The organism is Microbacterium sp. NPDC079356 (assembly GCF_049545465.1).
Lineage (GTDB): Bacteria > Actinomycetota > Actinomycetes > Actinomycetales > Microbacteriaceae > Microbacterium > Microbacterium gawkjiense.
The window spans coordinates 50,864-72,133 of record NZ_JBMWDN010000004.1; the positions used below are offsets into that span (position 1 = coordinate 50,864).

Annotated in this window: 20 protein-coding genes; 7 read left to right on the forward strand and 13 right to left on the reverse strand. The window is 71.3% G+C overall.

The window, feature by feature from the left end; translation table 11 throughout:
• Positions 1 to 1,200: a glycosyltransferase gene (locus ACPEH0_RS10705; RefSeq protein ID WP_366214499.1), complete on the reverse strand. Its 1,200-nt coding sequence runs from the start codon at positions 1,198 to 1,200 to the stop codon at positions 1 to 3.
• 148 nt (positions 1,201 to 1,348) lie between these two features.
• Positions 1,349 to 2,560 (reverse strand): endonuclease/exonuclease/phosphatase family protein, encoded by a 1,212-nt coding sequence (locus ACPEH0_RS10710; RefSeq protein WP_366214500.1) that lies wholly within the window; start codon positions 2,558 to 2,560, stop codon positions 1,349 to 1,351.
• Positions 2,561 to 2,591: 31 nt separating this feature from the next.
• Between ACPEH0_RS10710 and ACPEH0_RS10715 the strand changes: the two genes are divergently transcribed.
• A complete protein-coding gene (locus ACPEH0_RS10715) occupies positions 2,592 to 3,182 on the forward strand; it encodes a hypothetical protein (RefSeq protein WP_311861201.1) in 591 nt (196 codons plus the stop codon).
• 43 nt (positions 3,183 to 3,225) lie between these two features.
• On the opposite strand, the gene ACPEH0_RS10720 is transcribed toward ACPEH0_RS10715, so the two are convergent.
• The 5 genes from ACPEH0_RS10720 to dnaK form a co-directional block, all read right to left on the reverse strand.
• Positions 3,226 to 4,152 carry a hypothetical protein gene (locus ACPEH0_RS10720; protein WP_366214501.1) on the reverse strand — a complete coding sequence of 309 codons (927 nt, stop codon included), beginning with the start codon at positions 4,150 to 4,152 and terminating at the stop codon, positions 3,226 to 3,228.
• A gap of 164 nt (positions 4,153 to 4,316) precedes the next feature.
• The gene (locus ACPEH0_RS10725; RefSeq protein WP_366214502.1) at positions 4,317 to 4,757 is read right to left on the reverse strand and encodes a heat shock protein transcriptional repressor HspR; all 441 of its coding nucleotides are present in this window, start codon (positions 4,755 to 4,757) and stop codon (positions 4,317 to 4,319) included.
• 10 nt (positions 4,758 to 4,767) lie between these two features.
• Positions 4,768 to 5,748, reverse strand: coding sequence for a DnaJ C-terminal domain-containing protein (locus ACPEH0_RS10730; protein ID WP_064002621.1), 981 nt, complete (start codon positions 5,746 to 5,748; stop codon positions 4,768 to 4,770).
• A gap of 15 nt (positions 5,749 to 5,763) precedes the next feature.
• Complete coding sequence (locus ACPEH0_RS10735) at positions 5,764 to 6,363, reverse strand: nucleotide exchange factor GrpE (RefSeq protein WP_217528511.1); 600 nt, start codon at positions 6,361 to 6,363, stop codon at positions 5,764 to 5,766.
• Positions 6,364 to 6,365: 2 nt separating this feature from the next.
• Positions 6,366 to 8,225 carry a molecular chaperone DnaK gene (gene dnaK, locus ACPEH0_RS10740; RefSeq protein ID WP_217528520.1) on the reverse strand — a complete coding sequence of 620 codons (1,860 nt, stop codon included), beginning with the start codon at positions 8,223 to 8,225 and terminating at the stop codon, positions 6,366 to 6,368.
• Positions 8,226 to 8,416: 191 nt separating this feature from the next.
• Between dnaK and ACPEH0_RS10745 the strand changes: the two genes are divergently transcribed.
• Positions 8,417 to 9,823: an MFS transporter gene (locus ACPEH0_RS10745; RefSeq protein ID WP_366214503.1), complete on the forward strand. Its 1,407-nt coding sequence runs from the start codon at positions 8,417 to 8,419 to the stop codon at positions 9,821 to 9,823.
• 81 nt (positions 9,824 to 9,904) lie between these two features.
• Here the strand turns inward: ACPEH0_RS10745 and ACPEH0_RS10750 are convergent, their stop codons facing one another.
• Together ACPEH0_RS10750 and ACPEH0_RS10755 are read right to left on the reverse strand one after the other, a co-directional pair.
• Positions 9,905 to 10,540 (reverse strand): NADPH-dependent F420 reductase, encoded by a 636-nt coding sequence (locus ACPEH0_RS10750; protein ID WP_366214504.1) that lies wholly within the window; start codon positions 10,538 to 10,540, stop codon positions 9,905 to 9,907.
• Between the two features lie 59 nt (positions 10,541 to 10,599).
• Entirely contained in the window at positions 10,600 to 12,948 is a 2,349-nt protein-coding gene (locus ACPEH0_RS10755; RefSeq protein WP_366214506.1) for a glycosyl hydrolase family 95 catalytic domain-containing protein, read from the reverse strand.
• Between the two features lie 199 nt (positions 12,949 to 13,147).
• Between ACPEH0_RS10755 and ACPEH0_RS10760 the strand changes: the two genes are divergently transcribed.
• Genes ACPEH0_RS10760 through ACPEH0_RS10775 form a run of 4 tightly spaced genes read left to right on the forward strand, consistent with a single transcriptional unit; the run spans position 13,148 to position 16,356 of the window.
• Positions 13,148 to 14,305, forward strand: a complete 1,158-nt coding sequence (locus ACPEH0_RS10760; protein ID WP_366214507.1) for an ROK family transcriptional regulator — start codon at positions 13,148 to 13,150, stop codon at positions 14,303 to 14,305.
• Positions 14,298 to 15,242: a BadF/BadG/BcrA/BcrD ATPase family protein gene (locus ACPEH0_RS10765; RefSeq protein ID WP_366214508.1), complete on the forward strand. Its 945-nt coding sequence runs from the start codon at positions 14,298 to 14,300 to the stop codon at positions 15,240 to 15,242. Before ACPEH0_RS10760 ends, ACPEH0_RS10765 begins: the two co-directional genes overlap by 8 nt.
• Positions 15,239 to 15,997: a glucosamine-6-phosphate deaminase gene (locus ACPEH0_RS10770; RefSeq protein WP_366214509.1), complete on the forward strand. Its 759-nt coding sequence runs from the start codon at positions 15,239 to 15,241 to the stop codon at positions 15,995 to 15,997. Before ACPEH0_RS10765 ends, ACPEH0_RS10770 begins: the two co-directional genes overlap by 4 nt.
• On the forward strand, positions 15,994 to 16,356 hold the full coding sequence (locus ACPEH0_RS10775) for a hypothetical protein (RefSeq protein WP_366214510.1): 363 nt from the start codon (positions 15,994 to 15,996) through the stop codon (positions 16,354 to 16,356). The genes ACPEH0_RS10770 and ACPEH0_RS10775 overlap by 4 nt, the downstream gene beginning before the upstream one ends.
• 18 nt (positions 16,357 to 16,374) lie before the next feature.
• On the opposite strand, the gene ACPEH0_RS10780 is transcribed toward ACPEH0_RS10775, so the two are convergent.
• Together ACPEH0_RS10780 and ACPEH0_RS10785 are read right to left on the reverse strand one after the other, a co-directional pair.
• Positions 16,375 to 18,045, reverse strand: a complete 1,671-nt coding sequence (locus ACPEH0_RS10780) for a BCCT family transporter (protein ID WP_366214511.1) — start codon at positions 18,043 to 18,045, stop codon at positions 16,375 to 16,377.
• A 70-nt stretch (positions 18,046 to 18,115) separates the two neighbouring features.
• The gene (locus ACPEH0_RS10785; RefSeq protein ID WP_366214512.1) at positions 18,116 to 18,637 is read right to left on the reverse strand and encodes a MarR family winged helix-turn-helix transcriptional regulator; all 522 of its coding nucleotides are present in this window, start codon (positions 18,635 to 18,637) and stop codon (positions 18,116 to 18,118) included.
• A 144-nt stretch (positions 18,638 to 18,781) separates the two neighbouring features.
• Between ACPEH0_RS10785 and ACPEH0_RS10790 the strand changes: the two genes are divergently transcribed.
• A complete protein-coding gene (locus ACPEH0_RS10790) occupies positions 18,782 to 19,306 on the forward strand; it encodes a hypothetical protein (protein WP_363380063.1) in 525 nt (174 codons plus the stop codon).
• Between the two features lie 58 nt (positions 19,307 to 19,364).
• Here ACPEH0_RS10790 and ACPEH0_RS10795 read toward each other — a convergent pair whose 3' ends face one another.
• Together ACPEH0_RS10795 and ACPEH0_RS10800 are read right to left on the reverse strand one after the other, a co-directional pair.
• Positions 19,365 to 20,219, reverse strand: a complete 855-nt coding sequence (locus tag ACPEH0_RS10795) for an aldo/keto reductase (RefSeq protein ID WP_366214513.1) — start codon at positions 20,217 to 20,219, stop codon at positions 19,365 to 19,367.
• A 35-nt stretch (positions 20,220 to 20,254) separates the two neighbouring features.
• Complete coding sequence (locus tag ACPEH0_RS10800; RefSeq protein ID WP_366214514.1) at positions 20,255 to 21,232, reverse strand: aldo/keto reductase; 978 nt, start codon at positions 21,230 to 21,232, stop codon at positions 20,255 to 20,257.
• Positions 21,233 to 21,270 lie beyond the last annotated feature (38 nt).

Below are 21,270 nucleotides of genomic sequence, written 5' to 3' on the forward strand. Positions count from 1 at the left end.
TCAGACGTCGAGCGGTTCGCCGCGGTAGAGCTTCTCGAACGTGTCGAGGGTGCGCTCGATGTCGTGGATGACGACGCCGTCGAGCGACGCGTGCTGCATGCGCGAGTATTCGGCCTGGTCGGCGGTGAGCACGGTGCGGATCTTCTCGGCGAGCTCGTCGACGTTCCCGGGCTCGAAGAGGTAGCCGTTCTCGCCGTCGTGGACGAGGTGCGGCAGCGCGACGGCGTTCGCGGCGATGACGGGCAGGCCCGAGGCCATGGCTTCCATCGTGGCGATGGACTGCAGCTCGGCGACCGAGGCGATGACGAAGACGTCGGCACGGGTGTACGCCGCGCGCAGCTCGTCCTCCGACACCCGTCCGCGGAACGTGACGCGGTCCTCGAGCCCGAGGCGCTGCGTCACCTGTCCGAGGTTCTTGCGCTGGTCGCCGCCCCCGACGATCTCGAACTCGATGTCGAGGTCGGGCAGCTTCGCGATCGCCTCGAGAGTGACCTCGACGTGCTTCTCGGTCGTGAGGCGTCCGACGAACAGGACGCGCCGACGCTTCTCGCGCGGCGCGAGGTCCGGTGTGTAGTTGCTCTGGCGGATGCCGCAGCTGATCGGGACGACGCCCTGGATGTCGATCGTGCTCTCGAGGAACTCCGCCGCCCTGCGGGTGGGGGTCGTCACGGCGCGCGACATCTTGAAGGTGCGCTCCGCATCGGCCCACGCGAGCTTGAGGAAGATGTCGTAGAGGAACTTCGGCAGCAGCGTGAAGTCGAGGATGTTGTCGGCCATGATGTGGTTCGTCGCCACGACCGGGATGCCGCGCTGGTTCGCGATGCGTGTCAACGCACGGCCGATGACGATGTGCGACTGACTGTGCACGACGTCGACGTCCACCGTGTCGAGGATCTGCCGCGCGTAGTGCTTGCCCATCCACGGCAGCACGAAACGCAGCCAGTCGTGGGGCCGGTACCGCCAGCCGGGCAGGCGGTGGACGGTGAGCTTCTGCCCCTCGATCTCCTCGGTGAACACGCCGTGGTTGCGGTGCCCGACGCTCGGCGTCGCGACGTGCACGTGGTGGCCGCGCTCGGCGAGCCCGGCGGCGAGGCGTTCGGTGAAGCGCGCGCCGCCGTTCACGTCGGGCGCGAACGTGTCGGCCGCGATCACGATGGTGAGGGGTCCGCGTTCAGAAGCGGGATGGTCCGGGGGCGTCATGGTCACGGGGTACGGGCCAATCTGTGCGTCGATGGCGGGAGTGGTGGGTCCCACCGGTGGGGCGCAGGGATGCGGGGGCGCCGAGCCTCGATTCTAGCCGGGGGCCGGGAACTCCTCCGCTGGGAGCCCGGCGCGCCCCGCCCCCGGATCAGCGCAGACCGAGGCGCACCGAGAGCGGGTGGTGGTCCGACCCGAGCGGTCCGATCCACTTTCCGCCCGCCGTCTTGCCCGCGTTCGCCCACCGGAACACGACCGACCGCGACGGCCGCACGAGCACCTTGTCGACGTGGTCGCCCCACGTGACGCTGACGAACGGGGTGAGCGACATGGTCGGGTTCGCGGTGTTGTAGTGCTGCAGGCTGAGCACACGCGCCTGGTCGTACGCGTCGTGCCAGCCGCGCTGCTCGAGCACCGCCATGGTCTTGTCGCCGGTGCGGGACTTGTGCGTGTTGAAGTCGCCCAGGACGATCACCGGCGCCTTCGTCCAGTCGGTGAGCGACCGATGCGTCTTGTTCAGCCTGGTCAGGGTCGCCGAGATCGCGTCGGCGAGCTTGCCGGCCTCGTACTCGCGCTGACGGACGACGGATGCCGAGGTGCCGACCACGAGGTGCGTGTTGACGACGAGCAGATAGGCGCCGGAACTGTGCCGCACGGCGGCCCACGACATCCCCTTGCCGGCCGACGCGTAGGTCGAGGGGAAGAGCGTCGCGCCGGAGGTCGCGCCCCCGGACTTCGCGGCGACGGGGGCGAACCGGCCGGTGCGGATCAGGATGTCGTTCTGCCCGTTGTAGGCCAACCGGTAGCCCGAGGGGGCGGCGGTGTACTTCGACGCCTCCTGCAGGGCGACGATGTCGGGGGCGAGCTCGGCGATGCGCTTGTCGATGACGGTCTTGCGCGAGGCGATGCCCGAGCAGACGTTGGAGCAGACGTTCCAGCTCACCGCGTGATAGCTCGGCCACGACGCCGGCAGGGTCGCCTGCGCCGTGATCGTCTCGTGCGCGACCGGCGACGAGCGCGGACCCATGCCCGCCGACGACACCCCGCGCACCTGGATGAAGTACGCGACCCCGGGCTTCAACCCCGTGACCGTCGCCTTGGAGGTCGTGGTCTTCTGGTTGACGGGGTGCTCGGGCCGCGTGACCTGCGCGTGGCTCGTGCCGGCGTAGACGTAGTAGCTCGTCGCTCCCGGGATGTCGGCCCAGTCGACCGTCAGCGAGGTCGTCGAGGCGCCGACGTAGTTCACGAGGCCCGCCTTGGGAGGGACGGAGGCGGCGAACGCGGGCGAGGCGGGAAGGGTGAGGGCGAGCGCGATCGCAACGATCACTGCGACGGCGCTGCGAGCGTGGGGGACGCGCAGCATAGGCGGATGATAGCAACCTACGCTTGTCGGCATGACGCGAATCTCTGCCCAGGCGGACCCCGCGCGATGGGTCCCGATCACGGGATCCTTCGGGTTCCGTGGACGACGCGCCCGCAAGAAGGCGATCGGGATGCTGCTCGCCCAGGCGAACGCCGCGTTCGGCCGCGAGCAGCCCGGTAGCAAGGTGGCGGCGTGGGCGATGAGCCAGGCGATCCCCGCCCTCATGCGCCGCGCCGACGGGCGGCTGCTCGCGTGGGTGTGGAGGGACGATCCCGAGCTGCTCGTCGCGATGGCCCAGGTGCAGGAGCTCACGCCCCAGCTGCGCACGATGCGGGCGAGCATGCCGATCGAGTACGACGACACCGTCACGTTCACCGGCTCGCCCCTGGGTGTCGGCGAGAAGCTCGAGATGCCGCTGCCGCCGAACCCGCGTCAGACCCCGTTCGCGTCGTACACGTGGGACACCGGCACCCACCTCGTGACACTCACCGCGGTCATCTCCGACCGCGAGCGGTTCGGCACCGTCATCCCCGCCGTCGACGCCCTCGCCCGCTCGCTGCGATTGGTCGACGACCTGACCGTCGGCGAGGGCCCCGGAACCCTCCGCATCGACCCCGCCTGACCCCCGGCATCCGCGCGCCCCGTCGCCGAGACGTCGCAGATGGTCACTTTCGCCGGCGCGCAGCGACCATCTGCGACGCCTCGGGGCGCCATCCCCGCTCGAGGAGGGCGGCGCGGGTGCGCTCGAGTGCCCACCGGCGGGCGGCGCCGCGATGCGAACGGTTCACCCGGATGACCCGCCACCCCGCCGCGGCGAGGTCGTCCAACCGATCCACGTCGCGCGCGTACTGACGGTCGTCGAGGCGATGCTGCTGCCCGTCGTATTCGAGCAGTACCTTCGTCGGCGCGTGGACCAGATCGCCGTAGGCGAGGAACCGACCGTGCGCATCCCGGATCTCGGCATTCACCTCGAAGGGCGGAAGCCCGGCCTCCCGCGCGTCCAGACGAAGGAGCGTCTCCGCGACGGAATCGGTTTGCGGCTCTGTGAGCTCGAGCGCACGTCGCAATCGCCGCACGCCGCGCGACCCGTCCCGCTCGGCGACCGCGGCCTCCAGCGCATCGACGGTGAGCACAGGGTGGTGGCGACGGAGCAGCGCATCCGCCGCGACGACGAGCTCACGATCGCTGAGAAGGGATGCCGCCTGGCACCACGCGATCGCCGGCTCGACCACCGGCATCCCGTCCATCAGCCGGAGGCGGGCCGCCTGGGAACGGTGCCCGCGCACTCCCGCCCCGCGAGCCCGAACGATCGGTGGGATCGCGGTCACATCGAGGGTGGACCGGAGTCGATCGGGAGCCCACCCTCCCGCGAGGACGAGCGCCGTCGCGTGCGAGAAATGCTCCCCGGCCCGCAGCTTGGGCAGATAGCCGAGGGCGAGCGCCCTGACGTCGTGAGCCTCTTCACGGGAACGGACACCGTAGAACGGCGCCGCAAGGGACGGATGCCGCAACCGACGGCGCGTGACGCCGGCGCCGAGAGCCTGCGCGACGAGGAAGCGGTCGGGGAGACCCGGGGGAAGGACACTCGGCATCCGCCAACGATCCCGCCGCGATCACCGTCACCCACCCGCCCGTCGCCCCCTTGTGGACATCCGCCCGCCCGTCGGACCCCCTGGAGAAGCCTCGAGACGTCGCAGATGGTCGCTTCAGACGCCGTCGGGCGACCATCTGCGACCCCTCGGCGAACGAAGAAGCGTCAGTCGTCGGAGGGGGACGGATGCGGGCGCCACAGCACGACGTCGGTCGCGCGGCGCACGCGCGTTCCCTGACGGAGCGTGACGACCGAGCCGGTCGCGCCGGCGGCGAACACGCGGGCACCGCGGCGGGCGGCGACCTCGTCGCGCAGGCGACCCTGCAGTCCCGTGACCTCGCGGCGCAGCATCCGCACCTCGTTCTCGAGCTCGATGATGCGCGAGATCGCCGGCAGGCTCACGCCGTCGGCCGACATCTGAGCCACCTCGCGCAACTGCGCGACGTGCCGCAGGGAGTACCGGCGCGACCCGCCACGGGTGCGCGCCGGTACCACGAGTCCCAGCCGATCGTACTGACGGAGGGTCTGCGGGTGCATGCCGGCGAGCTCGGCCGCGACCGCGATCGCCAGGATCGGGGCCTCTTCGTCGACCTGCTCGTTCGCCATGCCTCTCACCTCACTCGCGCGCCTTGGCCATCAGATCGGCGCGGGGGTTCTCCTTGGGTTCCAGCTCGTGGAAGCGTTCCAACGCCTCGCGCGCCGGTCCGTCCAGGTGCGTCGGGACCGCGACCTGCACCTCGGCGAGCAGGTCGCCGGTGCCCTTCGCGGTCTGCACGCCCCGCCCCTTGACGCGCAGCACACGCCCCGACGGGGTGCCGGGGGCCACGCGCAGCTTGACGACGTCGCCGCCGAGCGTGGGCACCTCGATCGTGGCGCCGAGGGCCGCTTCGGTGAACGTCACGGGGACGTGGATGCGGAGATTCAGCCCTTCGCGCGTGAAGACGGGATGCGGGCGCACGCCCACCGTCAGCACGATGTCGCCCGCCTCGCCGCCGTCCGGGGAGGGCCGGCCGCGCCCGCGCAGCTTGATCTTCTGGCCGTCCGAGACCCCCGCGGGGATCTTGACCTTGATCGGCCTGCCGTCCTCGCCCTGCAGGGTGATCGTGTCGCCCTTCACGGCCGTGGTGAAGTCGAGGGTCGTGCGGGCGGTGACGTCGGCACCGCGCTGCGGACCGCCGAAGCCGCGGAACCCGCCGCTCGGCTGCCCGAAGCGGCCCGAGCCGAAGCGGCCCCCGCCCTGCTGCCCGAACATCGCGAACAGGTCGTCGAAGTCGGCCTGCTGGCCGCCTCCTCCGGTCGAGAACCTGCTGAACACGTCCTCGAACCCGCCGCCGCTCGCGCCGGGCTGGAAGCGCGCTCCCGAGCCCATGGCGCGCAGCTGGTCGTACTCGGCGCGCTGCTCCTTGTCGCTGAGCACCGAGTACGCCTCGCTGATCTCCTTGAACTTCGCCTCGGCCGCGGCATCCCCCGCGTTCGAGTCGGGGTGGTAGGTGCGCGCCAGCTTGCGGTACGTCTTCTTCAACTCGGCATCCGAGACGTCCTTCGACACACCGAGGACCTTGTAGAAGTCCTTGTCGAACCAGTCCTGACTGGCCATTGCCCCTCCCTTCCCTTACTCGGCCGGGACGGCGACGACGACCTTGGCGGGACGCAGCTCGAGGTCGCCCAGGCGGTAGCCCACCTCGACCACTTCGAGGATCGTCGCCTCGGTGGTGCCGGGAGTCGGCGCCTGGAAGATCGCCTCGTGCTGCTGCGGGTCGAAGGCCTCACCGGCTTCGCCGTAACGCTCGACGCCCAGGCGGGCGACGACCGTGCGGATCTTGTCGGCGATCGCGGCGAGGGGCGTGCCCTCCTCGAGGTCGCCGTGCTTCTCGGCACGGTCGAGGTCGTCGAGGACCGGCAGCATCCCCTTCGCGACGGAACCCTTGGCGCGCGCGATCTCCACCTCGCGCTGCTCCTCGGTGCGGCGTCGGTAGTTGGCGTATTCGGCCTGGACGCGCTTGAGGTCGAGGACGAGGTCGTGCTCCTCGGCGGGAGCATCGGCCACCGCGGCCTCGTCGGACTGGGCGGCGCCGAGGATGTCGTCGACCGTCAGCTCTTCGGGCTGCGTGTCGGGACCGTCGGCGGCGCCCTCCGGGGCCGCCTGGTCGGCAGCCCCGGAGTCCACGACCTCGTCGCCGTCGTCCGGCTTGTCGAAGTCCTTGTCCGCCATGCTTACTTCTTCTCGTCCTCGTCGTCGACGACCTCGGCGTCGACGACATCCTCATCGGATGCCGCCTGCTCACCGGCCGGCGCGTCGGTCGGGGCCTGTGCGGCCTCGGCCTGGCTGGCGGCGTAGATCGCCTCGCCGATCTTCGTCTGCGACGAGTTCAGCTTGTCGTAGGCGTCCTTGACGGTGTCGTCGTTGTCGCCCGCGAGCGCCGTCTTGAGGGCGTCGACGTCGGCCTGGACCTCGGTCTTGACGTCCTCAGGCAGCTTGTCGGCGTTCTCGTTCAGGAGCTTCTCGATCGAGTACGAGAGGGTCTCGGCCTGGTTGCGGACCTCGGCGGCCTCACGGCGCTTCTTGTCCTCGGCCGCGTGCTCCTCGGCCTCGCGCACCATGCGCTCGATGTCCTCCTTCGGCAGCGACGAGCCGCCGGTGATCGTCATCGACTGCTCCTTGCCCGTGCCCTTGTCCTTGGCGGACACGTGCACGATGCCGTTCGCGTCGATGTCGAAGGTGACCTCGATCTGCGGGATGCCGCGGGGTGCCGGCGCGATGCCGGTGAGCTCGAACGTGCCGAGCGGCTTGTTGTCGCGGGTGAAGTCGCGCTCGCCCTGGAAGACCTGGATGGCGACCGACGGCTGGTTGTCGTCGGCGGTCGTGAAGGTCTCGCTGCGCTTGGTCGGGATGGCCGTGTTGCGCTCGATGAGCTTGGTCATGATGCCGCCCTTGGTCTCGATGCCGAGGCTCAGCGGGGTGACGTCGATGAGCAGCACGTCCTTGCGCTCACCCTTGAGGACACCGGCCTGCAGGGCGGCGCCGACGGCGACGACCTCGTCCGGGTTGACGCCCTTGTTGGGCTCCTTGCCGGCTTCCTTCTTGACGAGCTCGCTCACGGCGGGCATACGCGTCGACCCACCGACGAGCACGACGTGGTCGATGTCGGCGACCTTGATGCCGGCCTCGCGGATGACGTCCTCGAACGGCTTCTTGGTGCGGTCGAGCAGGTCCTTCGTGAGGTCCTCGAACTTCGCGCGGCTCAGGGTCTCGGACAGCGACACGGGGCCCGAGTCGGTCAGCGAGAGGTAGGGCAGGTTGATCGAGGTCGACTGCGAGCTGGAGAGCTCCTTCTTCGCCTGCTCCGCGGCCTCCTTGAGACGCTGCAGGGCGATCTTGTCGCTCGAGACGTCGACGCCGCTGGTGTCCTTGAACTGCTTGATCAGGTAGTCGACGATGCGCTGGTCCCAGTCGTCGCCGCCGAGGCGGTTGTCACCGGCGGTGGCGCGCACCTGGATCGTGGAGAAGTCGTCGTCCTTGCCCACCTCGAGCAGGGAGACGTCGAAGGTTCCACCACCGAGGTCGAAGACGAGGATGAGCTCGTCCTCCTTACCCTTGTCGAGACCGTAGGCGAGCGCGGCGGCGGTCGGCTCGTTGATGATGCGGAGCACGTTGAGGCCCGCGATCTCACCGGCCTCCTTCGTGGCCTGGCGCTCGGCGTCGTTGAAGTAGGCCGGGACGGTGATGACGGCATCCGTCACCGTGTCACCGAGGTACTGCTCGGCGTCGCGCTTGAGCTTCTGCAGGATGCGGGCCGAGATCTCCTGCGGCGTGTAGTTCTTGCCGTCGATCGCCTGGGTCTTCCAGTCGGTGCCCATGTGGCGCTTGACGGAGGTGAGGGTGCGGTCGACGTTCGTGACGGCCTGGCGCTTGGCGGTCTCGCCGACGAGCACCTCGCCGTCCTTCGTGAATGCGACGACCGAGGGGGTCGTGCGAAGACCCTCGGCGTTGGCGATGACCTTCGGCTCGCCACCTTCGAGGACGGCGACGACCGAGTTGGTCGTTCCGAGGTCGATTCCCACTGCACGTGCCATGTGATTCTCCTTCGTGTGGCGTTTGCGTAGATCTGAAGTCTTTCCGCGGCTCCGGCCACAACCTGAGCCGCGATGACTCAAGGCTACTCCGACCCGTGCCGAGCGTCAAACCAACTTGAGCCGACTCATATCAAGTTTGCAGGTCTGCGGACGTCACCGGGAAGTACCGCGGCGGGGGTAGTGTGCGCCTCATGACGCGTTCCAGCGGCGGGACGCCCGAGATCCCCGCCACCGCCGACAGCGGCGCCCTGCCCGTGATGTTCCAGGACCTCGAGGAGCGCCCCGTCGCGCGAAAGAGCGTCGTGTCGTGGGCGATGTGGGACTGGGCGACCCAGCCGTTCAACTCGGTCATCCTGACCTTCGTCTTCGTGTCGCTGTACCTCGTCTCCGACACCTTCCTGCCGGCGGACATCGCGGCCCTCGCCGACGACGACCCGCTCAAGCAGTCCGCCCTCGCGGATCTGTCGAGCGGCTACGGCCTCGTCTCGACGATCGCGGGGCTCGCGATCCTGCTGCTGGCGCCGATCCTCGGTCAGGTCGCCGATCGGAAGGGCCGCAAGAAGCGCTGGCTGCTGATCGCGACCGCTTTGCTGGCCCTCCTGCAGTTCGGCCTGTTCTTCGTCTTCGCCGACCCGTCGTTCTTCTGGATCGGCGCGATCCTCGTCTCGCTCGGCGCCGTCGCCTCCGAGATCGCCGGCGTCAACTACAACGCACTGCTCGTGAGCGTCTCGACCCCGCGCACGGTCGGCAAGGTGTCGGGTCTCGGCTGGGGGCTCGGCTACATCGGCGGTATCCTGGCCCTCGTCGCGGTCGTGGTCCTGAACGCGGTCGAGTGGTTCGGCCTCGACACGTCGAACGGACTCGCCTACCGGCTGATCGCGGTCGGCTGCGCCGTGTGGACGATCGTGTTCGCGATCCCGCTCTTCCGCAACGTCCCCGAACCGCCCGCTCCCGCCGGAGCGCCGCCGCTGGGCTTCGCGGCGTGGTTCCGCGAGTTCTTCCGCTCGATCGCGAACCTGTTCCGCTCGCACCGCCCGACCGCGTGGTTCCTGCTCGCGAGCGCCGTCTACCGCGACGGGCTCGGCGGCGTCTTCGCGTTCGGCGGCGTCCTCGCCGCCGTGGCCTTCGGGTTCTCGCCGAACGAGGTGATCCTGTTCGGCATCGCCGCGAACCTCGTCGCGGGAATCTCGACGGTCGTCGCCGGCCGCCTCGACGACCGGTACGGCGCGCGGGCGATCATCCTCACCTCGCTCGGCGGCCTCGTCGTGACGGCTCTCGCGGTGTTCCTGCTGCACGACGCCGGCAAGCTGCCGTTCTGGATCCTCGGGCTGCTCCTGTGCGCCTTCGTCGGTCCCGCGCAGGCGTCGACCCGGTCGCTCCTCGCCCGGGTCACACCCGAGCACATGCAGGGCGAGGTCTTCGGGCTCTACGCGACGACGGGCCGCGTCGTGAGCTTCCTCGCGCCGGCCATGTGGACGCTCTTCATCGCCGTCTTCGGGGCGACCTACTGGGGCATCCTGGGCATCGCGATCGTCCTCGTGCTGGGACTCGTGCTGATGCTCTTCGTGAAGCTCCCCCGTCCCGCGCACCTGCGCTGAACGACCGCGAGCCGACGCGTTCGGCATCCATCCACCGGGGAGGAGTGCCGTTCGCGTCGGCTCGCGAGCGGATGCCGGGGCTCAGCGCTCGGCGCGGGCGAGGTTCTCGCGCAGCTCGTCCGCGTTCTGCCGGATGACGTACGCGGGCTGGTCGCGCTCGACGCGCCAGCTCTCGTCGAGGCCGCCGACGTTGACGGTGTCGAAGCCGAAGTCGTCGTAGAGCTTGGTGACGAAGGTCACGCCGTCCTGCGAGTCGCTCGCGGTCGCGAGGGCGCGGCGGTTCGGCGATCCCGCGGGGGCGCCGTCGGTCGTGATGTCGGCGGCGGGGATGTGGTTGAAGCCCTTGACGACGGTCGACTGCGGCAGGCGGTCCTGCAGCATGCGCGAGGTCGTGGTCTTCTTCTCGTCGAGCTCGGCGATGCGGCCGTCGCGCTCCCAGTAGTAGTTGTTGGTGTCGACGACGATCTTGCCGGCGAGCTCCGCGACGGGCAGGTCGTCGATGGCCTTGAGCGGCACCGTCACCACGACCCACTCACCGAAGGCGGCGGCCTCCGCTGCCGTCATGGCCTGCGCGTTCTCGCCGAGTTCGGCGATGAGCTCTGCGAGGGTCTCCGGCCCGCGCGAGTTCGCGATCGCGACCTGATGGCCCTGCCCGACCAGCACGCGAGCGATGGCCGAGCCGATGTGTCCTGCGCCGATGATTCCTACGTGTGTCATGTCTCGAGGGAACGCCGCGAGACCGTGGGCATTCCCGAACGAGGGCTGGGGGATGCCGATCACTCCCCGATGAGCACGCTCCACGCCGAGCCGATCACGGCCTCCATCCGGTGGTCGCCGTGCCGGAACGCGTGCGTTCCCTCGGCGGTGGCCACGCGGGCCCGCGCCCGCGCCGAGGTGACGGCACCGGCGGCATCCCACGCGAGGTCGACCTCGATGCCGGGGCGGGCGACGAGGCCGCGCACGGATCCGGCGCCGAGCGCCACGGGCAGCGCCGGGAGGAGCGCGATCTCGTCGCCGTGCGACTGCAGCAGGCACTCGGCGAGACCCGCCGTGTAACCGAGGTTGCCGTCGATCTGAAACGGCGGGTGCGCGGCGAGCATGTTGTCGTACAGGCCGCCCGAGTGGTCGCCGCGGTCGACGGACATGTCGCGGAAGACGAGCGCGAGGAGTGCGGCGACGCGCTCGGGCTGGGCGAGGCGGGCGCGGAGGGCGATCTTCCACGCGAGCGACCAGCCGGTGGACTCGTCCTCGCGCAGGTCGAGGAAGCGGGATGCCGCGGCGGCGAGGTCCTCGGTCAGCGGCTCGGTGCCGGGGTAAACGAACACGAGCGGCGACAGGTGGCGGTGGTGCGGGTCGACGGCCTCGCGACCGCCGGGCCACTCGGCGATCGTCCCGTCGACGACCGGGATCCCGGGCAGCTGGGCGCGGGCCTCGACCGCCTGCGCGACGAGCGGGTCGTCCTCCTGACCGACGAGGTGCGCGACGCGGACGAACGCGTCGAGGTGCGCGCGCAGCAGCACGACGTCGAGCGTCGCCGACTCCGAGATGGACGCCGCGGCGCCGCTCGCCGTGCGGAAGACGTTCTCGGGCGAGGTCGACAGCGCGGTGCCGCGCACACCGTCGTCCGACACCGCCGTCCAGGCGAGGGCGAACGCCGTCGCACCGCGCAGCAGCCGGAACGCCTGTAGGCGTTCGGCGCGGTCGGTGACCCCGAACGCCTCGCGCTCGGCGAGGTGCAGGCACAGCCACAGCCCCGCCATCGGCCAGAACGCCCATGCGGCGTCGTGCTCGCCGTCGCCGACCGGCTGGGTGTACCCCCAGGCATCCGTGTTGTGGTGGGCGACCCAACCCGGGGCGTCGTAGAGCCGCCGCGCGGTCTCGGCGCCGCTGTCGGCGAGGGCGTCGAGCAGTCCCAGCAGGGGCTCCTCGGTCTCGCTGAGGTTCGTCGTGTGCGCGGCCCAGTAGTTCATCTCGACGTTGATGTTCGTCGTGTAGTTCGAGCTCCACTCCGGGCGCACGTCCTGGTTCCAGATGCCCTGCAGGGTCGCCGGCAGCCCGCCGGGCCGCGACGAGCAGAGCAGCAGGTAGCGGCCGTAGTGGAACAGGAGCGCAGCCATGCCGGGGTCGCGCGCCACGTCGACGGAGCCGCCGTCGCCGAGCGCGCGCAGGCGCTCCGCGGTGTCGAGCTGGGCCGACTCCGGCGCCGCCGCGAGGGTCAGCTCGGCCCGGTCGTAGAGGCGGGTGTGGTCGCGCAGCTGCGCCGTGCGCACCTCGTCGAGACCGGCCGACACGGCGGCGTTCACGAGCTCGGTCGCGCGCCGCGCGGCGGCACGCTCGGTGCCCTCCGGCATCCGCCCCATCCCGGTGAAGGTCGTCGCGGTCGCGAGGACGACGGTCACGCGGGTGGCGCGCAGGACGCGGCCGCCGCGCACGAGGGTGCCGTCGGTGAGGATGCGGGCGTGCAGCGCGCCGCGCACCGCGGCGGCGCCCTCCTCGTAGACGACGGGCTCGTCCACCTCGTCGTGCGGGGGCGTCACGTCGGACGGCACCTGCACGAGCAGGGTCGTCGCCGCGTCGTTCTCGACCCGGCCGAGCTCGCGCAGCGGCGTCTCGATCTCGACGCGCACGTCGATCGGGTCGTCGCTCTCGAGCTCGTGGACGAGCACGCGGTGGGGCGCGCTGATCCACGTGCGGTGATGCACGCGATTGCCGTCGAGTCCGCCGCCGGCCGTGTGGGTCGCGGTGCGCAGGTCGAGTTCGCGGCGGTATCCGGTGAGCTCGGCGGCATCCGCTCCGTCGATCCGCAGCCGCAGGTCGGCGAAGGAGAGGAAGGACTGCGCGTGACGGTGCTGCAGGCGGCGCACGAGCAGGTCGGCGTCGTCCTCGCGCCCGTCGGCGACGGCCTCGCGGGCGGCGGCGAGCGCGTCGCGGGCCTCGTCCGCCGTCACCAGGGGGGCGGCGAGCTCGCTGGCGGGGCTCCCCGACCAGACGGTCTCGTCGTTGAGGCGCAGGAGCGCGTCGGCGATGCCGCCGAAGCACATGGCCCCCAGGGCGCCGTTGCCCAGCGGGAGGGCCTCGTTCCAGGTCTCGGCGGGACGGCGGTACCACAGCACGTGCTCGGTCATGGGGTTTCCTCTCGGCCGGTGACGGCCGGATGCCGCAGCGGGGGGATGCGGGGCCGCGACGGGCAACGGGCCTCGCGCGCGGGACGCGCGTCCGCGAGGGCACCGTTCCGACGATAGACGGTGCCGCGTGCGACCTTGCGCCCCCGGCATCCGTCTGCTTTTATCTCAGAGTAAGACGAAAGGGTCCGGAAGGGAATCCGTGAACGGCGTGCGCGCAGCGGGGAACAGGGGCACGGCGACCAACGCCGACGTCACCCGCATCAACCGGACCGCGATCCTCGACGCGCTCCGCACCGCCGGACCCCTGGGTCGCGCCGAGCTCGTCGCGGCCACGGGGCTCGCCTCGGCCACGGTCCACCGCCTGTGCGCGCGCATGGTCGAGGAGGGCCTGCTCGGCGTCGAACGCGACACCGGCGGCGTCGGCCGCCCCACCCACCGCTACCGCCACCTCGGCGAAGCCCGCACGGTCGTCGCCGTCGACGTCACCTCGGCGATCGCCCGCGGCGCCCTCATCGACCTGGACGGCGAGACACGTCACACCGAGACCCAGCAGCTGCAGGATGCCGACGGCCACCTGACGACGTCGTCGCGCCTCGAGGGGGTCGGCGTCCTCGCCGAACGCCTCATCCGCGTCGCGGCCGAGATCGGCAGCCCGGCGCAGGGGATCGGCTTGTCTGTCCCGGGTGTCGTCGACGCGGACGGCGCGGTGAGCGACTCGGTCGAGCTCGGCTGGAACGGCGTCGCCGTCCGCGACGCGCTGCAGACCCGCACGGGGCTGCCCGTCGTCGTCGAGAACGATGCCAACGCCGTGACGATCGGCGAGTGGACGCACGGTGCGGGACAGGGCACGGGCGATCTCGCGGCGCTCGTGTTCGGAATCGGCGTGGGCGCCGGGATCGTCTCGGGCGACCGCCTCGTGCGCGGCGCGGGCGCCGCCGCGGGCGAGATCGGCTACCTCATCACCGACCCGCAGGCGTTCTCGCAGCCGCGTCCGACCGGCGGCGACCTCGAGACGCGGGTGCTCGCCCTCGGCGGGGCCGGCGGAACCGAGGCATCCACCATGGCCGTCCTCGACGACGAGAGCGCGTCGGGCTCTGCGAACGCCGAGCGTCTGCTCGACCACATCGCGATGTCGGTCGTTGCCCTGTCGGTCATCCTCGACTGCCGCGTCGTCATCCTCGCCGGCCGCCTGCCGCGGCGCACCGACCTGCTCGTCGGCGGCGTCACCCGGCGCCTCGAGGGCCGCATCCCCCGCCCGCCCGCCGTCGTCGTGGGCGCGCTGGGCGAGGATGCCGCCCTCGTCGGCATCGGGCAGCTCATCATCGACCACGTGAAGGGGGCGGTCTACCTTGCCTGACCTCACCGAGACCACCGGGTCCGTCGTCGGCGTCGACGTCGGCGGCACGAAGACCCAGCTGCGCGCGCTCGTCGACGGGACGGTCCTCGACCGCGTCGTCCCGAGCGAGGTGTGGCGCGAGGGCGCGATCTTCGACCACGCGGCGAACTTCGACCGGCTCGCCCGCCTCGTCCTCGACACCGTCGGCACCGCGCCCGAGGTGACGATCGTCGGCGCGCACGGCATCGACAGCACCCGCCAGCGACTGCAGGCGACGGCACTGCTGGCCGAGCGGATGTCGGGCCACGTCGAGGTCGTGAACGATGCGGTACTCCTCGCCCCGGCGATGGGGCTCGAGGCCGCTGTCTGCGTCATCGCGGGCACCGGCTCGGTGATCGTCGGCTTCGACGGCGAGGGCGAACCGGTGACCGCCGACGGATACGGCTGGCTCATCGCCGACGACGCGAGCGCGCCCGGGATCGCCCGTCGCGCCGCCGTCGCCCTGCTGCGCGCCGTCGACCGCGACGGCGCGGCGGCGATGGCCGACCCGCTCGCGGCGCGCTTCCTCGACGCGTTCGGCGCCGTCGACCACGTCGACCTGGCGCTGCGGTTCCAGGCCGAGGCGAGCGAGGCGTCGTGGGGCGGCTTCGCTCCGCGGGTTTTCGCGGCGGATGCCGAGGGCTCGCCGCTCGCGCACGAGGTCGTCGCAGCCTCCGCCGCCCACCTCGCCGACGCCGTCGTCGCCGTCCGCGGCCGCGGCGCGCGGGGCGCCGACGTCATCGCCGCGGGCGGCGTCATGACCGCCCAGCCCGTGCTCGCCGACCTCCTGCGCACCGAACTGCAGCGGCGTCACGGTGCGCTCCGACTCCACGTGCTCGACGAACCCCCCGTCGTCGGCGCCGTCGCCCTCGCGGTCGCCCGCCGCGATTCGCTCTCCCCCCGAAAGGTGCTCTCGTGAGGATCCTTCTCTCCCCCGATGCGGCCGGCGCCGGCGAGGTCGCCGCGGCGGTCGTCGCCGCCTCGGTCGCCGACCTCGCCTCCCCGGTCCTCGGTGTGGCAACGGGGTCCAGCCCGCAGCCCCTCTACCGCGCGCTCACCGCACGCGTGGCAGCCGGTCTCGACCTGTCGCGCGCGGCCGCGTTCGCCCTCGACGAGTACGTCGGCCTGCCCGTCGACCACCCCGAGAGCTACCACTCCGTCATCGCCCGCGAGGTCACCGGACCGCTCGGGCTCGACCCCGCGCGCGTCCACGTGCCCGAGGGTGCGGCCGCCGACCCGGCCGCGGCCGCCGCCCGCTACGAGGCGGCGATCGCCGGGGCCGGCGGGGTCGACCTGCAGATCCTCGGCATCGGCGCGAACGGGCACATCGGCTTCAACGAGCCCGGCTCCGCCCCCGACTCCCGCACGCGTGTCGTCGAGCTGGCGCCTCGCACCGTCGCCGACAACAGCCGCTTCTTCGACGGCGACGCGGGCCAGGTCCCCACGCACGCCCTCACGCAGGGCATCGGCACCATCCTCGACGCCCGCGAGATCGTCCTGATCGCGTGGGGCGAGTCGAAGGCCGAGGCCGTCGCCCGCACCGTCGAGGGGCCGCAGACGGCCGACCTGCCGGCATCCTTCCTGCAGCGCCACGACCGCGTGACGCTCGTCCTCGACGCCGCCGCCGCGTCGCGGCTGAGCCCCGCATCGCTCCCGGCGGAGGCCGCGCGATGACCGCCTTCGACGTCGCCCGGATCGGTCCCGGCGAAGGATCCGTCGCCCCGCGCACGCGTCTGCCGGCGACGCCCCCACCCAGTCGCTCGACGGGCCGCCGTCGGCCCGCGGCAGCGCGAGCGGATCGGCCTGCCGGCCGAGGCCCGCGCGACCGGCGAGCCGCGCGTCGCCGACGTGCTGACCGTCGACGCCGCACTACGTCGCACGCGTCGCTGGTGCCCGAGCCGACCGCGACGCACGTCTCGATCGACATCGCGCAGTCGGGCGTCAGCACCGCGACGTGCGGCCCGGGCGTGCTGCCCCGGTACCGCCTGCCGGCGCGCGACGCGTCGTTCGCGCTCCTGTTCGAGACCGTCTGAGTCCGGGGGCGGGGCGGTTCAGTCGCCCCGCTTCCGGCCCCACGGGAGTCGGATGCCGCGCTCGTTCTCGGACTCGACCTCGAGTCCGTAGTGCTCACCGATGTGCTCGAGCAGTTGCGCGCGCTCGGCCTTCTCGTAGATGCGTCGCTCGCGCTGGAACGCGACGACCGTCGCCCAGCAGATGAGCAGCATGACGACGCTGAACGGCAGCGCGATGATGATGGCCGCCGTCTGCAGGGCGGTGAGGCCGCCCGCGACGAGCAGGGCGATCGCGAGGAGCGCCGTGATGAGGGTGAACAGGGTGCGCACGGGCTTGCTCGGCTCGGGGTCGCCGCCGGTCGCGATCATCCCCATGACGAGGGCGCCCGAGTCCGCCGAGGTGACGAAGAAGAGCGCGATGAGCACGAGCGCGCCGATGGTCAGCAGGAGCGGCGCGGGCAGGCTCTCGAAGAGCTGGAACAGCGCGCCCTCGATGTTCACCGACCCGTCGGCCTGGGTCATCGTCCCGGGGCGGTCGAGCTCGAGCTTGATCGCCGAGCCGCCGAGCACGGCGAACCACAGCACGCCCACGAGGGTGGGGACGATGAGCACGCCCATGACGAACTCGCGGACGGTGCGGCCGCGGCTCACGCGGGCGATGAAGATGCCGACGAAGGGGGCCCACGAGATCCACCAGCCCCAGTAGAACGAGGTCCAGGTCGCCTGCCAGGCCTGCCCCTCGGCGCCCTGGAACGCGCTGACGCTGAAGCTCAGGCCGATGAAGTCCTGCAGGTACGAGCCGATCGACTGCACCCACTCGCGCAGCAGGTAGAACGTGTCGTTCGTGAAGAGGACGAACAGCAGCAGGAGGCCCGCGAGGATCAGGTTGAGCGACGACAGCCACTTCATGCCCTTCGTCACCCCCGACAGCACCGAGAAGAGCACGGCCGTCGTGATGACGGCGATGATGATCACCTGGACGAGCAGGCCCGGGTTCGAGATGATCCCCGCGCTGTCGAGACCGGAGCTGATCTGCAGGACGCCCAGGCCGAGGCTCGTGGCGACACCGAAGAGGGTGCCGACGAGCGCGATGGCGTCGATCGCGTTGCCCCAGCCGCCGCGCACGCGGCGGCCGAGGATGGGCTCGAGGGCCCAGCGGATCGACAGCGGACGTCCGCGTCGGTGGATGGCGTACGCGAGGGCGATGCCGACGACGACGTAGACGGCCCAGGCCTGCACGCCCCAATGCAGGTAGGTCTGCGTCAGCGCCGACTGCGCGAGCTGTGCCGGCGTGCCCTCGACGCCGGGCTTCGGATCGACGAAGTGGCTGAGCGGCTCGCTCACGCCGTAGAAGACGAGACCGATGCCCATGCCCGCGGCGAACAGCAGTGAGAACCAGGCACCGGTCGAGAACTCGGGCTTGTCGTCGTCCTTGCCGAGTCGGATGTCGCCGAAGCGGCTGAAGCCGAGGAACAGGCAGAACGCGACGAAGAACGCCGTGATGAGGACGTAGTACCAGCTGAACGTGTCGATGATGGCGCCCTGGATGGTGCCGAAGAACGCCTCCGCCTGCGTCGGGAACGCGATCGCGAACGCGCTGAAGACGACGGCGACGATCGCGGCGGGCGCGATCACCCAGATGCTCGGCTTGGCGCGCGCGCCGATCGTGGAGGTGGTGGCGGTCTCGGACACGGGGGCGCTGTCGGACATCTCGCCAGGCTACTGGGGCCCCGGCATCCGCTCACCTTCTTGCGCCGACGACGGTCTCCGGGTTAGCGGGTCAGTCGCGGGGCCAGGATGCCGCGAGTTTGCCCAGCAGGCGCACGAGTTCGGCGCGCTCGGCGTCGGTGAAGTCCGCGAGCGCACGCGAGAGCCGCTCGCGCCGCTCGCCGCGGAAGTCCCCCGCGCGGCGACGACCCTCGGAGGTCAGCGCGATACGGGTGCGGCGCGCGTCGTCGGGGTCGGCCTCGCGGGCCGCGAGCCCCATCTCGACCGCCTGCTGCACGAGGCGCGAGGCGCGCGGCTGGTCGACGCCGATCGCGTCGGCGATCTCACTCACCGACAGCGGGTGCTCGGCGTGGACGAGGGCGTCCAGAAGACGGATGCGGGCGGGCGCGCCCGCCAGCCGCATCCCCGGACCGAAACCCGGGCCACCCGGGCCGCCGCGCATCCAGGGCGTGCCGCCGTCGTGCGGCCCGTGCGCGTGAGGACCGCCGCCGTGGTGGCGGTGCGGACCGCCGCGGGGGCGCATCTGCGCGAAGGCCGCCAGCAGGGCGTCGAGATCGCCGGTCGGATCGGTCACCCCTCGACGATACCGCCCGACGGTCGATTCATGTCATTTGACATGAATCAGGGTTGCATGTCACACTGCATGTACTTGCATACTGACATGCAATGGTCATCGCGGAGAGTCCGCCGATGACACGACGTCTCGGAAGGACATCCCATGAACACCCCCCACGACAACGACACCCTGCCCCTCGGCTTCCGACTGAAGCTCGTCCACCGCCTGCTCTCCCGCGAGGTGCACCGGCGGATGCACGAGGCCGGACCCGAGGCATCCGCTCGTCGCGATGAGATCGTCGCCGACGTGCAGAACCGGATCACCGCCGCCGTCCCGCAGGACGACCTCGACACGCTGGTCCGATCTCTCGACGCGATCGCCCGCGAACTCGGCTGGGACGAGTCCCAGCCGATGCCGTCCCGCCCCGGACGGGAGCACCGGCGCGAGCGCGGCCCCTTCGGGCGCGGCTTCGGACGCGGCTTCGGCCACCGCTTCGGCCCGGGCTTCGGCGGAGGCGCACCCCACCCCGGATTCGCCCACGGAGAGCCCGGCCGGTTCGGGCACCACGAGCGGCACGCGCACCACGACCACCACGGTCGCGGCTGCGGCGACCGGGGCGGCGCCGCCGTCGCCGAGGCGTACGAGCGCGGCTTCAGCCGAGGCTACGCGCAGGCGCAGCAGGACTGATCCCCACCCACGGCACCCCCGCCGCACCGACATCGGCGCGGCGGGGGTGACGTGTCTCTCAGCCGGCAGCGCGCGCAGCGAGCCGCCGCACCATGTCGGGGTCGGCGTGCGAGAAGAACTGGGACCGGCCGACCTCGAGGGCCGCGATGCGATCCATCTCCTCGCCCGAGAGCGCGAAGTCTTGCATCGCCAAGTTCTCCGTCATCCGCTCGCGCCGCACCGACTTGGCGAGCGACACCACGCCGCGCTGCAGCAGCCAGCGCAGCACGACCTGGGCGGGGGTCTTGCCGTGTGCGCTGCCGATCCCGGTCAGCACCGGGTTCGCGAAGAGGTCGTTCCTGCCCTCGGCGAAGGGCGCCCAGGCCTCGAGGACGACCCCCTCGTCGGTGAGGAGTCGCTGGTAGTCGGCCTGCTGGTGGAACGGGTTGACCTCCAGCTGGTTCACGGCCGGGACGATCCCGCCGAACTCGATGAGATCGACGAGCCGGTCGGGGGCGAAGTTCGAGACGCCGATCGCACGGAGCCGCCCTTCCTCGTGCATCCGCTGCATCGCCCGCCATCCGCCGTAGTAGTCGCCGAAGGGCTGATGGACGAGGTACAAGTCGAGGTAGTCGAGCCCGAGCTTCGCCATCGACGTCTCGATCGCCTCGAGGGCGCCCTGCTCGCCGCGCCGCTGGATCCACAGCTTCGTGGTGATGAAGAGCTCCTCACGCGGGATGCCGCTGGCCGCGATGCCGCGACCGACCGCCTCCTCATTGCCGTAGCTCGCCGCGGTGTCGATCAGCCGGTACCCGGCGGCGATCGCGTCGGCCACGGCGCGCTCGGTGTCGTCGGCGGGGATCTGGAAGACGCCGAAGCCGAGCAGCGGCATCCCGGCCCCGGTGTTCAGGGTGACGGAGGGGATCGCGTCCATGGTGTTCCTTTCAGCCGCGCGGGTCGCCGCGGGGTTCAATAGCCCGCCGGCGGGCGGACGACGTAGTGGGCGCCGAGCTGGTCGATCTCGGCATCGGTGAGGGTGAGGTCGACCGCGGCGGCCGCGTCGCTGAGGTGGTGCGGTGCGGTCGCGCCGACGATGGGGGCGCTGACGACGGGGTTGGCCAGCACCCAGGCGAGGGCGATGTGCGCCATCGGCACGCCGCGGTCGGCGGCGATGCGCTCGACCGCATCGATCACCGGCTTCTCGGCGTCGGGGTCCGCGAAGTGCGCGGTCCCCACCGGGTCGTTCTGCGACCGGGCACTGATCTTGTCGCCGAAGGGGCGGGCGACCCTCCCCTTCGCGAGCGGGCTGTAGGGGATGCTGCCGACCCCCTGATCGGCGAGGAGACCGAACATCTCGCGCTCCTCCTCGCGGTACAGGAGGCTGTACTGATCCTGCATCGAGACGAACCGCGTCCAGCCGTGGATGGTGGCGGCGTGCTGCATCTTCGCGAACTGCCAGGCGTGCATCGCCGACGCGCCGAGGTAGCGCGCCTTGCCCGCCTTCACGACGTCGTGCAGGGCCTCCATGGTCTCCTCGACGGGAACCGACGGGTCGAACCGGTGGATCTGCAGGAGGTCGATGTAGTCGGTCCCGAGGCGGCGCAGCGAGGCATCCACCTGCTCCATGATCGCCTTCCGCGACAAACCGCTGCCGCCGGGGCCGGCGTGCATCGGGAAGAAGACCTTCGTCGCGAGCACGATCTGGTCGCGGGAGGAGAACTCGTCGATCGCGCGCCCGACGACTTCCTCCGACGCGCCCTTCGAGTAGACGTTGGCGGTGTCCCAGAACGTGATGCCGAGCTCGACGGCCTGCCGGAAGAAGGGCGCCGACTGCTCCTCGTCGAGCACCCACGTCGCGAAGCCGCTGTCGGGGTCGCCGAAGCTCATGCACCCGAGGGCGACTCGACTGATGGTGAGGCCGGAGCTCCCGAGGCGTGTGTACTGCATGGCGTCGTCCTTCCTTCGCAGGGTCGACACCAGTGAAC

Bases quoted from the DNA above. Each gene is read 5' to 3' on its own strand.
- ACPEH0_RS10800 (WP_366214514.1), bottom strand. From the start codon at position 21,232: ATGCAGTACACACGCCTCGGGAGCTCCGGCCTCACCATCAGTCGAGTC.
- ACPEH0_RS10710 (WP_366214500.1), bottom strand. From the start codon at position 2,560: ATGCTGCGCGTCCCCCACGCTCGCAGCGCCGTCGCAGTGATCGTTGCG.
- ACPEH0_RS10705 (WP_366214499.1), bottom strand. From the start codon at position 1,200: ATGACGCCCCCGGACCATCCCGCTTCTGAACGCGGACCCCTCACCATC.
- ACPEH0_RS10750 (WP_366214504.1), bottom strand. From the start codon at position 10,540: ATGACACACGTAGGAATCATCGGCGCAGGACACATCGGCTCGGCCATC.
- ACPEH0_RS10790 (WP_363380063.1), top strand. From the start codon at position 18,782: ATGAACACCCCCCACGACAACGACACCCTGCCCCTCGGCTTCCGACTG.
- ACPEH0_RS10795 (WP_366214513.1), bottom strand. From the start codon at position 20,219: ATGGACGCGATCCCCTCCGTCACCCTGAACACCGGGGCCGGGATGCCG.
- ACPEH0_RS10730 (WP_064002621.1), bottom strand. From the start codon at position 5,748: ATGGCCAGTCAGGACTGGTTCGACAAGGACTTCTACAAGGTCCTCGGT.
- ACPEH0_RS10775 (WP_366214510.1), top strand. From the start codon at position 15,994: ATGACCGCCTTCGACGTCGCCCGGATCGGTCCCGGCGAAGGATCCGTC.
- ACPEH0_RS10720 (WP_366214501.1), bottom strand. From the start codon at position 4,152: ATGCCGAGTGTCCTTCCCCCGGGTCTCCCCGACCGCTTCCTCGTCGCG.
- ACPEH0_RS10780 (WP_366214511.1), bottom strand. From the start codon at position 18,045: ATGTCCGACAGCGCCCCCGTGTCCGAGACCGCCACCACCTCCACGATC.
- dnaK (WP_217528520.1), bottom strand. From the start codon at position 8,225: ATGGCACGTGCAGTGGGAATCGACCTCGGAACGACCAACTCGGTCGTC.
- ACPEH0_RS10745 (WP_366214503.1), top strand. From the start codon at position 8,417: ATGACGCGTTCCAGCGGCGGGACGCCCGAGATCCCCGCCACCGCCGAC.
- ACPEH0_RS10755 (WP_366214506.1), bottom strand. From the start codon at position 12,948: ATGACCGAGCACGTGCTGTGGTACCGCCGTCCCGCCGAGACCTGGAAC.
- ACPEH0_RS10725 (WP_366214502.1), bottom strand. From the start codon at position 4,757: ATGGCGAACGAGCAGGTCGACGAAGAGGCCCCGATCCTGGCGATCGCG.
- ACPEH0_RS10715 (WP_311861201.1), top strand. From the start codon at position 2,592: ATGACGCGAATCTCTGCCCAGGCGGACCCCGCGCGATGGGTCCCGATC.
- ACPEH0_RS10735 (WP_217528511.1), bottom strand. From the start codon at position 6,363: ATGGCGGACAAGGACTTCGACAAGCCGGACGACGGCGACGAGGTCGTG.